Raw genomic sequence first — 13,043 nt, 5'->3', positions numbered from 1 at the left:
ATATTGTTAGCCGATAAATTCGACTTTAAAGGAGCATATTGTGTTTCTGGCACAAGAAATTATCCGTAAAAAACGTGATGGTAAGCCATTAAGCGAAGAAGAGATTCGTTTCTTTATTAATGGTGTTCGCGATAACTCAGTTTCAGAAGGTCAAATTGCTGCATTGGCAATGACTATCTATTTTAATGATATGACCATGCCTGAGCGTGTTGCATTAACGCTAGCTATGCGTGATTCAGGAACGGTGCTGAACTGGAAATCACTCAATCTCAATGGCCCATTAGTTGATAAACATTCAACTGGTGGTGTGGGTGATGTCACTTCATTAATGCTAGGCCCAATGGTCGCAGCGTGTGGTGGCTATATACCGATGATCTCAGGCCGTGGTTTAGGCCACACCGGTGGCACATTAGATAAACTCGAAGCGATCCCTAATTTCGATATTTTCCCAGATGATGCGCGTTTCCGTGACATTATCAAAGATGTCGGGGTAGCAATTATTGGGCAAACCAATTCATTAGCACCTGCAGATAAACGTTTTTATGCAACCCGTGATATCACTGCGACAGTAGATTCTATTCCGCTAATTACGGCTTCAATCTTAGGTAAAAAATTGGCTGAAGGCCTTGATGCTCTGGTGATGGACGTTAAAGTTGGCTCAGGTGCATTTATGCCAACTTATGAGAAGTCAGAACAGCTAGCTGAGTCTATTGTTAAAGTCGCGAATGGCGCAGGGTGTAAAACCACCGCATTATTAACTGACATGAATGAAGTACTGGCATCCAGTGCCGGTAACGCCGTTGAAGTGCGTGAAGCTGTACAATTTTTGACAGGTGAATACCGTAATCCACGTCTTTATGAAGTCACCATGGCGCTATGCGTAGAAATGTTAGTGTCTGGCTCATTAGCCGCAAACCGCGAAGAAGCACGTCAAAAATTACAGGCAGTATTAGACAATGGTAAAGCGGCAGAAGTGTTTGGCCGTATGGTTGCAGCGCAAAAAGGGCCAGCTGATTTTGTTGAAAATTACAACAAATACCTGCCGACTGCAGTGCTGAGCAAAGCGGTTTATGCACCAAAAGACGGCATTATCACGCAAATGGATACACGTGCGCTGGGAATGTCTGTCGTGACTTTAGGTGGTGGTCGTCGTAAAGCGACAGACCCAATTGATTATAGTGTTGGTTTGAGTGATATCGCTGCGTTAGGTGCCAAAGTGGATACCCAAACGCCACTGGCAATTATCCATGCAAATAGTGAAAAAGCGTGGGAAGAAGCCGCGAAGGAAGTGCGTGAAGCGATGGTGATTGGTGATAAAGCACCTGAAGCTACACCAATGGTTTATCGCCAAATCAGCGAGTAATACACAAGATTTTAGTGGTATATCGTATTTAAAAATACCGCAGGAGAAAAATATGAAACGCACATTTATTATGGTTTTGGATTCCTTTGGGATCGGTGCTGCACACGATGCACATAAATTTGGTGATGAAGGCTCAAACACACTGGGTCACATTGCAGATGCTTGCGCACGTGGCGAAGCGGATATTGGTCGTAAAGGGCCTCTGCATTTACCGAATTTAACAAAATTAGGTTTAGGTAAAGCAGGAGAAGAATCAAGCGGTTCATTCCCTGCAGGCCTTGATCCTAATGCAGAAATTATTGGCGCATACGCTTATGCGAGCGAAATTTCTTCGGGTAAAGATACCCCGTCAGGTCACTGGGAAATTGCGGGTGTACCTGTGCTATTTGATTGGGGTTATTTCTCTAATGAAGAAAACAGCTTCCCACAAGAGCTGCTGGATACTTTAGTCGAGAAAGCAAACTTGCCGGGCTATTTAGGTAACTGCCATTCATCCGGTACAGTTATCCTCGATCAACTGGGTGAAGAGCACATGAAAACCGGTAAACCGATTTTCTATACCTCTGCTGACTCCGTATTCCAAATTGCGTGCCACGAAGAAACTTATGGCTTAGATAAACTGTATGAGCTGTGCGAAATCGCACGTGAAGAGTTAACCAAAGGTGGTTATAACATTGGCCGTGTTATCGCGCGTCCATTTGTTGGTGATAAAGCCGGTAACTTCACACGTACAGGTAACCGTCATGACTTAGCGGTAGAGCCACCAGCACCAACAGTATTGAAAAAATTAGTTGATGAAAAACAAGGTGAAGTGGTTTCTATCGGTAAAATTGCTGATATTTACGCTCATGTTGGTATCACTAAGAAAATTAAAGCCACAGGTATTGATGCACTGTTCGATGCAACGGTAGAAGAAATGAAACTGGCGGGTGATAACACCATCGTTTTCACTAACTTTGTGGACTTTGACTCAGCATACGGCCACCGCCGTGATGTGGCTGGTTATGCCGCAGCATTAGAATTGTTCGACCGTCGTTTACCTGAACTAATGAAATTAGTTAAAGAAGATGACATTCTGATTTTAACCGCTGACCACGGTTGTGACCCAACTTGGCCAGGTACAGACCATACCCGTGAGCACATCCCAGTACTGATTTATGGACCAAAAGTTAAACCTGGCTCATTAGGTCACCGTGAAACGTTCGCGGACATTGGGCAGACAGTCGCTAAGTACTTTGATTTGTCGCCGATGGAGTATGGTAAACCAATGCTCTAACACCCATTACCCGTCATTCTTTGAGCTGTCGCGGTGTTGGCTGCATAAAATCCCCCTAATCACATACTTATGTATGCTCATAGGGATGATTTTCTTTGCCGCCTAGCGACAACTCAAATTATTTAGGGTAATTGTGCGCAGTTAAAGGTAATGGGCAAGGCTTTGCCGTCATTCTTTGAGCTGTCGCGGTGTTGGCTGCATAAAATCCTCCTAATCACATACTTATGTATGCTCATAGGGATGATTTTCTTTGTCGCCTAGCGACAACTCAAATTATTTAGGGTAATTGTGCGCAGTTAAAGGTAATGGGCAAGGCTTTGCCGTCATCTTTTTTAAGAATAAGGTGGGGAACCACCTTATTCATTTAAAAAAATTTAATCATTTAAAGGGAAATAATCATGGCAACTCCACATATTAATGCAGAAATGGGTGATTTCGCTGATGTCGTTCTGATGCCAGGCGACCCATTACGTGCAAAATACATCGCTGAAACCTTCCTTCAGGATGTTCGCCAAGTCAATAATGTGCGTGGCATGTTAGGTTTTACAGGGACTTATAAAGGTCGTAAAATTTCTGTTATGGGTCACGGTATGGGGATCCCTTCATGCTCCATTTACGCGAAAGAACTGATCACTGACTTTGGTGTAAAAGTGATTATTCGTGTGGGTTCATGTGGCGCAGTAATGGATGACGTCAAATTGCGTGATGTTGTGATTGGTATGGGCGCTTGTACTGATTCACGTGTTAACCGTCAACGTTTTAAAGAAAATGATTTTGCAGCGATTGCAGACTATGACTTAGTCCATAATGCGGTTGAAGCGGCAAAAGCAAGAAACGTGAATGTGCGTGTGGGTAACTTGTTCTCAGCAGACCTATTTTACTCACCAGATCCTGATATGTTCAAAGTGATGGAAAAATACGGCATCCTAGGTGTTGAAATGGAAGCTGCGGGTATTTATGGTGTTGCCGCTGAGTTTGGTGCACGTGCATTAACGATTTGTACCGTTTCTGACCACATCAAAACTGGCGAACAAACAACGTCAGAAGAACGTCAAACCACGTTCAATGAGATGATTGAAATTGCACTGGACTCCGTGCTGTTAGGCGACAAATAGTCGTTAGACGTTTTCATTATGCGCTAAAATGCCACCTATTGTGTGGCATTTTTTTATCGCTATTTTTTGATCCTACTCATCATCACCGCATCAACATATTGCCCATCACGAAATGCATAATCTTTCATGCGGCCTTCTAGTTCAAAACCAAACTTTTCATACAGCCCGACGCCACTGCCATTTGCGGCGAATACTTCTAGTTCTATGCGATGGACATTCAGCCAGTTGTCACAGTAATCCACCATCACTCGCATCAGTTGTGAGCCAATACCTTTGCCTTGGTGGGCTTCACTAACGGTAATCCCGAAGGTAGCCACATGGCGGCGACGTATTTGGCTTGGTTGATGAATAACGAGTAACCCGACAACGACATCATCAATAGTGGCCACAAACTGTGTGACTAGCGGGTCATTAGCACTTAGGCGAGCTTCCCACGTATTTGTTGTTGGATATGGCAGTTGTAAAGTATTCGCATACGCGGAATAGTCAGCGTGCATTTGGGTGATTGCAGACACATCGTCCAGTGTTGCTCTGCGGATGGTTACGTTGTTCACATCGAGTCTCTTTATCGTTATTTATTATAAGAATATTAATCACATTAAAACGATGACCTGTCAATCGATAGTCATCAACGTCATGAAAGGCATTACAAATTGAGTGACTAAAAATAGACAAAATCGCTATCTGATATCACAACATAATAAATAGATATACGATTTTGGCTATATAGCGTTCAGTAATTTATTCAGAGGAATTATTATGCTTGAATCAATGGGTAGGAAAAACATTTTAGTTAGCTTAACAGCGAGCAAGGAGCATATAAAAAATGCCCCAAAAAAAATTAAAAAATATGTTACTAAGCAAATAAAAAATATTAAGCAGACTCGAACGTTATCGCCTATAAATCTAAGAGGAAAGAATAAAAATAATATTGATGAGATTAAATATGCAGAGGCCCCTCTTCACGGTGTATTGAAAGGTAGTAATCTACCCCAAGTTGGACTTGAAAGAAACGAATATAGAATAAGAGTCATTGAGAAGCCGGAATGGCCACCATTAATGGAAGCGATTGCCATTCCAAATGAAATGGAAAAAAGCTTCTATAGCTTATTGAAAAATAATAAAGTAGATGAGAGAGATGTTGATTTAATTAAAGAAATAATTAGCGAAATGAAAAAAACGAAATCATCGGATGACATTGTTATTAAACTTTATGATTTTTATGAGCTTTTTTTAGATAAAGAATATGTTACAAATAAATTTATTGTTAACTATTTAGAAGAACCAATGGGGATAGCTAAAGATACGCAACGTACTAATTTAGAATCTTTTCCTCCGCTACCATCACAAGCAACTATAACAACACCAGAACCGATTGATGTTGCTGATGAGTTATATAAGGAATTAACTAAAACCATTTCTAAAATGAGTAGATTAAAGGATGTTCCCGATGAACTATTTATTCACTTTAAAGATAATATTTTAAAATTGAAGGAAAATGAGAAACCAGAGATATTTATTAAAAAACTAAATTCCCTATTCGAATATGGATTTGATATCTTATCACAGGCAACGTTAGGTAGAATTGAGAGTAATCTTACTGATTATATAAAAATAGATACTGAAATAGTCAAGCCTATCCATATATTCGATGATATCAAAATGAAACCTAAAAGCTTACGGGAGCGATTATTAAATGCTATTGAATGGAAATTATTTTTCTTTATAAAAAAAGCAAAAGAAGTTTATTTAGAGATGAAAAAATTTTTTCGTTTTTGAATAGCAATAATGATAGTTCGGGATAGAAAAGCCAACAATATATTGTTGGCTTTCTAACCTTGATTTAGTAATTAAGGCGTCATCATAAACACTTTTGAATTCTGCCCTAAATACTGGTGAGTCAAACGATTAATATCCTCAACCGTGAGTTGGCGAATAATATCTTGTTCTTGATTTAAACGCTGATATTGCCCATCATCTGCAGCAATCTGCGCCAAAGCTTCGGTCCAATAGCTTGAACTATCCGTCACTTGTGAATTTTCAGTGAGCCAAATATTTTTTGCTTCAGTTAACTCTTTTTCACTCACACCTGTTTGACGAATTTGCCCAATCGTTTTTTGGGCGATTTGCGTCATTTCTTCAGCGCGCTCAGGTGACGTGGTGAAATTCAAGCGAGCGAGGTAATAAGGTTGCGGTTTTTTTGCTAACATCTGTGAAAAACCTAATGCATAGATCCCGCTGGCTTTTTCACGTAATTCGCCGCGCAGACGTTGGCTCACAATGGTATCAATAAGTTGAATTGCTAAGCTATCTTGTTGGCTCCATACGGCGGGTGAGGCGAATTGAATGCTGACCATGCTTTTATCACTGCTACTGATGGGATATGTTTTATTAAAGCTGGCCATTTTTGGTATGATCCCTTGGTCGCGAGATACCAGTTTTTGATTACTTTGCGGCAGTGATGCAACCCATTGCTCTAACAGCGGTTTTAGCTCACGGCTATTCATTGCACCTGTAATGACCAGTGTCATATCTGCTGTTGACGTGAGTAATTGGCGGTTGGCTTGCTGCAACTGTTGAGCAGTAAATTGTTGCCAGCTACCCTGTGGATTGATCACTAAAAATTCACCATGGGTATAGCTTTCTTTATTGATATTATCAAGGAACGTGCGCTCTACGGGAGTTTTGGATAAGTTTAAAGCAAAAGATTGTTTTTGTTGCTCTAACTTTTCGCCACTAAATTGAGGCGCTGTTAGCTTCAAGTTGAGTAGTTGTAGAGCCGTTTCGAGGTTATCGACAGGGGTTTTTCCCCGAAAACCATGCGTGAGTAATTCACTGTATGGGCGAACGCTAATTTGGTTTTGTTTTGCCAGTAAAGCCAGATCACGAGCGCTGTAATTCCCATAACCGCTGCTTTCAGGAAGTTTCAATGCCCAATCGGTTAAACCTGCCGTTTGTTGTGTTTCTAACGAGCGGCCACCCGGTAATTGCAAGTTAAATTGAATGTCATCTTTCAGATTTTTATCTGTTTTAACAATTACCTGAATACCATTGCTTAATGTCCAACGCTCTGTTTTTTCAACCGGTAGCTTAGATTGCTCAACAATATCCCCTTTGGGAACTTGAGGTAGCTGTAGTTGAATCGCTTTGGAGCGCAGCGTAAATGGCCCGGGTGTACTTTGGCGTATTTTAAGCCATTGTTGATTAAATGCGGACTTATCCATTGTCGCGGCATCTGTATCCGGTCCAATTAATGCTAAACGCGGGGAGGCGGTTTGTAGGAATTTAGCGACATGTTGTTGTAAATCCTGCGGTTTGACAGACTTTATCAATTGGTAGCTGTTATCTAACTGCTGGCGCTTATTCCACATCGGCATGTCGTATTCAAGTGCCGTAGTGAGTTGCCCCGCTAAATATTCATTGCTATAACGTTGTTCTGAAGCGGCTTGCTGGCTAAATTTTTTCAGCATGGCTTGCTTTGCAGAATCAAGTTCTTCTTGGGTAACCGGCTCAGTAGCAAGGCGTTGTAGCTCTGTAAATAAAATCTCAGTCGCACCTTGGTAATCATTGCCTTTAGGGTGGATGATCATCAACTGTTGTAAGCGCTGGTTATCTAACATTGCTCCTTGTTCATTGATACTAATGGATGGCAAAATACCGTTATCCATCATGACGGAGAAACGCTGGTTTAAAATGGCTAACCAGAGGTTATCGAGTAAATCTTCGGACTGCCCTAAGCGCGTATTTAGCGGTGCGCTAACATCCTTTTGTAAGGCAAATTGCACATAACGCGCCCCTTGCTCTTTATCAAACACGCCTTGCACTAACATATTGGTTGAGTGGGCAAATTGTTTCCATTGCGGGTTATCTTCTGCCACTTTTTCGGGTTTAGGGAGCGCAAATAAATTATCAACCTGATTACGTACTGATGAACTATTGAAATCACCAATAATTAATAGTGACATTCGCTGAGGTTGATACCATGTTTGGTAATAGCTTTTCGCTTGCTCAATCGGGGCATTGCGTACCACATCTAATGAACCAATTGGGTTGCGATCGACGTATCGGCTACCGTGGTAGCGTAATTTTTCTAAACTATCGTTGATGCGATAGCCCATCCCTTGGCGTAAGCGCCACTCTTCAACAATGACAGGACGCTCTTTTTCAAAGGCGTCTTGGTCAAATGTCATATTTGATGCCCAATCAGCCATCACTTGTAAGCCCGTGGCGACTTGTGCTGTCGTGGCTTCAGGGAGTGATAATTTATATAGTGTGGAATTTAAACTGGTGATCGCATTAACATGGCTACCGAGTTTAAGCCCTTGGTGTTCAAGCTGTTTGAACCCCGTGGTTCCCGGAAAATGTTTGGTGCCTTTAAACGCCATATGTTCAGTAAAGTGCGCGAGACCAAGTTGCTGTTCATTTTCTTGCAATGAACCGCTACTGACCAACAAACGCAGTTCAACTCCAGGTTGATTGCGTTGTAGAAGGTAAACTTGCAGTCCATTTTCGAGTTGATAGTGTTGCAGGTCACCGCGTACGGGCAACAGCGAGGTTGCATTTTGACTCACAGATGTGCTGCCTGCGCAGCCACCGAGCAGAATGCTTACCAGTGTGGCGAAGGTAATTTTACGAAGCATATTCAGGTGTTCCTGTATTTAAGGATTTTTCACTCGCAGGTTCAACGAGCAATATTTGTTGTTCCGCAAATTGAGCAACGAAGCTCTGATGGCTAACCAAAATAATGGCACTGTCATGTAACTCAGCTTTCAATAGAGCGAGGAGTTCTAATGCGCTGTTTTCATCAAGGGCAGAGGTGGTTTCATCCAATAACAGTAGTTTTGGTCGGTTGAGCAATAAACGCGCAAACATAATGCGCTGCTGTTCTCCACCAGATAGGCGGTTGTTCCAATCAGTTTCGAGTGCGAGTTGGTGATGCAGCTTTTCTAACCCGACTAACATCAATGCATATTGAAAATCTTGCTGACTAAATTGGGATGTTGCTTTGGGATAAGCCAATAAGCTATCAAGCCGACTAATTGGTAAATAGAGGCGTTGTGGGATCCACATAACTTTTTCTGTTCGGCTGATAGTGCCGTTGAAGAAAGGCCAATGCCCACTTAGCGTGCGTAATAAGGTGGATTTACCAACACCAGAACGGCCACTAATCAAGGTTAATTCGCCTTGTTTGGCGGTTATATTCACGGAATTAATTAAGCAGCGGTTGTCTGCGGTAGAAACGGATAATTTAGCGATCAGAGGTGGCGATTTTTCGTCGATAGTAACCACCGCTTTGTTATCGTTTTCCAATAAAACCACAAAGTTGTATAAACGGGAGACTGTGGCTTGCCATGCGGCGATTTCTTTATAGGCAAAAATAAACCAGCCGAGTGAAGTGGCAACACTGGTAAAGGCTTGGCGCAATTGCATTAAGCCACCCAACATGATTTCACCCGCAAGGAATTTAGGTAATGCGAGTAATACAGGCGCTAAGGCGGTAACTTGTTGGTAACCCACTGTGTAGAAAGAGAGGTTCCGCTCACAACGGATCAAGCGGTTCCAGTTGCTAATAATTTCACCAAAGCGCCCCATCAGTTCTTTTCTATCTTGAGTTTCACCACGCTGCCCTGCGATGGCATCACCGTGTTGGCGGCAATTAATTAATGAGCTACGGTAATCCGCTTCGCGGCGTTGTTTATCCATATGCAAACGGCGAAGTGGGAAACCAATCCATTGGGTAAGTGCAATACCAATGAGGGTATAAATAATACAAGCCCAGAACATATACCCAGGAATGGTCCAGTCGCTATCGGCAAAGTTAAACGACAGGCTACCGGAAAGTGTCCAAAGGATGGTCGCAAATGAAATCAGAGTTAACATTGAGTGGAGGAATGTCACCACTAAATTTAATGTCGATTCAATCAGTAAACGAATATCTTCGGCAATACGTTGGTCTGGGTTATCTGGCTCTTGTGATGTCAGCCTTAATAGGTAATGTTTGCTATTTGGGGATAACCAACGGCTAAGTACTTGCTCCGTCATGCCTTTGCGCCAGCGGATAATCAGCATTTGTTTTAGGTAATTACCCATAACAACGACAAAAATTAGCCCGCTGACTAAAATCACAAAGTATTGCAATAAGCCATACAGCGCTTGGCCGTCGAGTTTTTGTAGGGCGTTATAAAAATCCCCATTCCACATGTTCATTTTGACGTTGAACCAAACCGAGGACAACGTGAGCCCGAGTGAGGCAAACAGCAGTATCCAGCACAAAAGGGCAGCACGCTGCCCCCAAAAAGGTTTTACTAAATAGAAAAATTGTTTCAGTGTCTTCATGACGTTTTATTCATTTGTTGTTTTATTTTAATGGCTTATATTTTTTAAATTGCTCACATTGCTGGTGGATTACAGGTCGTAATTGACTTGTAACCAGAACTGACGGCCCGGGTCGTAGGACTTCAATACTCGGTCTTCAAAGACAAAGCGGTCAGCAACATTTTTATTGTTAAGGATATTGTTCACTTCGACTGAGAAGCCAAAACCGTGAGCGAATTCAGGTTTCCAGCCTAGGCGAGTATCCCACGTATATTTACTGGAGAAATGCTGCTTGGTGTACTTACGAACTTGTCCATATTCAGGGTCGACTGCGTAGGCGTTATCGTAGCGAACTGCTTGGTCTCGAGCTCCCCACCATTGTAGGCGGTTGTACCAAGTTAGGTCATAATCATCCCAAACACTGGTCAGTTCTAAGTTAAATTTGAACGGAGAGTTAAAGCTGGTTGAAGGCAATTTTGATGCATCAATAATTTTGCCGTCATACCAAACTTTGTTTAGATTGACTTTATTGGCTGGGTCAAATGAGTTATAACCTGAATCTTTCGGGGTATTACTTTCACTTTGCTGCCATGTAAGTGATGCTGTCATTACATGGGATGCATCTGCCCACTCCCAAGGTTGGCTGTTATTAACTGAAAGGGTTACGGTGTCGTGTGAGCTACGGCCGCCATTGTCGTACATCCGAATGCTACGTTTATCGGCATCACGAGTGTCATATTTGGTACGAGTTCTGACTTCGTCATACCCTTCACGGTGTACGTATTGTAGACGCCATGTGGTTGAAAGGATTTCTTGTTGCAGAGCAACAGTAAGCTCATCATTATATGGCGTTTTTAGTGAATCGATCCCTTCGTAATCTTTTTGATTATCCCAATTGTTATTCTCTAATATTAGGGAGCAAGGATCCCATTCACTACCATTACAATTTTGCATTCCGCCATTTTGCGCACCGTACAGTGCATAAGTCAGCATGGAGCGGCCATAGTAGCGGTTCGCACCTGCTATAATTTGCGTTTTACCATTACCGAATACATCATAGTTACCGGATAAACGTGGTGCGATATTAGTGCGGTTTACAAAATCATCACGATCAAGACGAATACCTGGTCGTAGCGTTAAATTGCCATACTGGATGTTATCATCCAAGAAAATTGCATAGTTAGTGTAGTCTGCGGAATATGACCCTTTTTTAAATCGGTTAATATTTGTCAGACTACCATTATAATCATCTTTGATTAGATTACCTGAATAGGTGTAGCGGAGATAATCATGATCACGGACATACGTCCCTTTGGTATAGTTTATTTCGGCCCCTAACGTTGGTTGATGAGTTATCCCTAAGCTATCTTCGAGAGAATTAAATCTCATCACTGTTTTTAGACCATGACTTTTCTGTTTCGATTCTAAATCACCAAGGCCACCACTATTACGTTCTGTCATGCCGAGGTAATTCCAATCCTCATCAAACTCAATCGCTCTAACGGTTAGTGAGTATTTTTGGTCGTTGCTACGGTTATCTTTTAAGTCTTGAGTATTAGCAGTGATTTCAAATTGGCCTAAATCCAGCTGATGTTTAAATACAGCGGTAAAACCTAATCCATCATGGGTTGAATCATAACCCGAGTTGCTGACGGACGAAGAAAATAAGCGGCTATCGTAAGAGGCGTAGTTAGCAGATAAATCTAATGAACTTTTATCCGATAAATCCAGTGAATATTTTAAAAAGTAATTATCTGAGGTACGGCGCTGATTTTTTTTACCTGAATCAGAAAAAATAGGTTCGATTTGGTTGTTTTCCAGTACAAATGCTTCGCCACCCGTCACTGTCATCGGGATAGTCGAGCTACGACGTGAGGCCGAGAATACGAGCCCTGAATTTTCACTCACCCCTAATTCAAACCAGCCACCAAAGTCATTTTTATCGTAGCGGTTTTGAAAGCGAGCAGGGTTGGCGGTATCATTTTTTGTGGTATCAATACCTTGTGTGGAGTCATGGAACAAGTTGTTCCAACCGGAGCGAGTTAAGCGGTAATAGGCATGGGCGCTATTTTCCCCTTGCCAGCGACGGCTATTGACTTCAACGGTTCCCCCTGTAAACCCACCAAATTCGACAGGAATGTTATTGTCATACACTGTCATGCTGTCGATCAGACGGCTATCGATGTAGATCCCTTGGTCGCTACTGCTCAGACGGGTCGCTGTTTCACCGAGACCACTGTCTGCGGGGTCAAAATCATTATTAAAACTAACACCATCAAGGCGATAAGCATTTTGATAGCTGCTTGAGCCGTGGATTGAGATGCGGGAAGGCTTGATTTCTCCTTGGTTCATCGAGTTGCTGTCATTGTTAGCAAATTGGACAGCAGGGTTAGTTTTCATTAAATCGGTGATATTGCCATCACCGGTATTTTTCTGGCTAATCTCTTCAGACGTCACATATTGCGGTGCTGACATAACATCTGTTGCGGGGTGATTCTGAACAACGCCAGAGACTTGAGTTTCCGGTAATACCAATGTGCCTTGGCTTAAATTTTGCTGACGAATAACGAAAACACCATTTTCATTGATTAACTCTAAGCCGCTACCGATGAGTATTTTTTGTAATGCGGTTTGTGCGGAGTAGTTACCAGACAAGGCTGGTGCTCGTAAGCCATTTAACTGACCTTTATCATAAATCAATTGAATTTGGCCTTGGCGGCTAATTTCAGCCACTGAGGTCGCCAGTGATTGTTCTGGTAGTGAAAATGCGAGTTCTTGTGCTGATGCAGACTGACAAACAATGGCGCTACTCACCGCAATAGCAAGGGCGAGCGGCCTTAATCGGCTTTGAGTAAACTGAATAGACATGGTTATCCCTTATTCTTAAGCTGCACAAAAAGTGTGCGAAAATAGGTCAGCAAAATGATGACTAGTTAAGAAGAGGGTGAAATGAGAATTATCCTCACCTGCAAAT

General features: G+C 42.2%; 8 protein-coding genes. 4 read left to right on the top strand and 4 right to left on the bottom strand.

Translation table 11 applies throughout. The features are described 5' to 3' along the window. Positions 1-40: 40 nt before the first annotated feature. From deoA to deoD, 3 genes are all read left to right on the top strand, one after another. A complete protein-coding gene (gene deoA / locus PR767_RS18690; protein ID WP_272520751.1) occupies positions 41-1,363 on the top strand; it encodes a thymidine phosphorylase in 1,323 nt (440 codons plus the stop codon). A gap of 52 nt (positions 1,364-1,415) precedes the next feature. Further along, the gene (deoB, locus tag PR767_RS18685; RefSeq protein WP_004914781.1) at positions 1,416-2,639 is read left to right on the top strand and encodes a phosphopentomutase; all 1,224 of its coding nucleotides are present in this window, start codon (positions 1,416-1,418) and stop codon (positions 2,637-2,639) included. Between the two features lie 398 nt (positions 2,640-3,037). Further along, a complete protein-coding gene (gene deoD, locus PR767_RS18680) occupies positions 3,038-3,754 on the top strand; it encodes a purine-nucleoside phosphorylase (RefSeq protein ID WP_004914779.1) in 717 nt (238 codons plus the stop codon). Between the two features lie 59 nt (positions 3,755-3,813). On the opposite strand, the gene PR767_RS18675 is transcribed toward deoD, so the two are convergent. Continuing rightward, on the bottom strand, positions 3,814-4,308 hold the full coding sequence (locus tag PR767_RS18675; RefSeq protein WP_109911839.1) for a GNAT family N-acetyltransferase: 495 nt from the start codon (positions 4,306-4,308) through the stop codon (positions 3,814-3,816). Positions 4,309-4,513: 205 nt separating this feature from the next. On the opposite strand from PR767_RS18675, the gene PR767_RS18670 reads away from it, so the two are divergent. Further along, a complete protein-coding gene (locus PR767_RS18670) occupies positions 4,514-5,533 on the top strand; it encodes a hypothetical protein (RefSeq protein WP_272520750.1) in 1,020 nt (339 codons plus the stop codon). A 71-nt stretch (positions 5,534-5,604) separates the two neighbouring features. Here the strand turns inward: PR767_RS18670 and PR767_RS18665 are convergent, their stop codons facing one another. The 3 genes from PR767_RS18665 to PR767_RS18655 form a co-directional block, all read right to left on the bottom strand. Then, positions 5,605-8,394, bottom strand: coding sequence for a M16 family metallopeptidase (locus tag PR767_RS18665; RefSeq protein ID WP_272520749.1), 2,790 nt, complete (start codon positions 8,392-8,394; stop codon positions 5,605-5,607). Further along, entirely contained in the window at positions 8,384-10,090 is a 1,707-nt protein-coding gene (locus PR767_RS18660; protein ID WP_123382512.1) for an ABC transporter ATP-binding protein/permease, read from the bottom strand. Before PR767_RS18660 ends, PR767_RS18665 begins: the two co-directional genes overlap by 11 nt. A gap of 69 nt (positions 10,091-10,159) precedes the next feature. Continuing rightward, on the bottom strand, positions 10,160-12,937 hold the full coding sequence (locus tag PR767_RS18655) for a secretin and TonB N-terminal domain-containing protein (RefSeq protein ID WP_272520748.1): 2,778 nt from the start codon (positions 12,935-12,937) through the stop codon (positions 10,160-10,162). Positions 12,938-13,043: the final 106 nt, after the last annotated feature.

Origin of the sequence: Providencia sp. PROV223, from assembly GCF_028479245.1 — a bacterium.
GTDB classification, from domain to species: domain Bacteria; phylum Pseudomonadota; class Gammaproteobacteria; order Enterobacterales; family Enterobacteriaceae; genus Providencia; species Providencia rettgeri.
This window is presented reverse-complemented; position numbering and strand designations above follow the sequence as displayed.

Bases quoted from the DNA above. Each gene is read 5' to 3' on its own strand.
- deoB (WP_004914781.1), top strand. From the start codon at position 1,416: ATGAAACGCACATTTATTATGGTTTTGGATTCCTTTGGGATCGGTGCT.
- deoD (WP_004914779.1), top strand. From the start codon at position 3,038: ATGGCAACTCCACATATTAATGCAGAAATGGGTGATTTCGCTGATGTC.
- PR767_RS18670 (WP_272520750.1), top strand. From the start codon at position 4,514: ATGCTTGAATCAATGGGTAGGAAAAACATTTTAGTTAGCTTAACAGCG.
- PR767_RS18665 (WP_272520749.1), bottom strand. From the start codon at position 8,394: ATGCTTCGTAAAATTACCTTCGCCACACTGGTAAGCATTCTGCTCGGT.
- PR767_RS18660 (WP_123382512.1), bottom strand. From the start codon at position 10,090: ATGAAGACACTGAAACAATTTTTCTATTTAGTAAAACCTTTTTGGGGG.
- PR767_RS18655 (WP_272520748.1), bottom strand. From the start codon at position 12,937: ATGTCTATTCAGTTTACTCAAAGCCGATTAAGGCCGCTCGCCCTTGCT.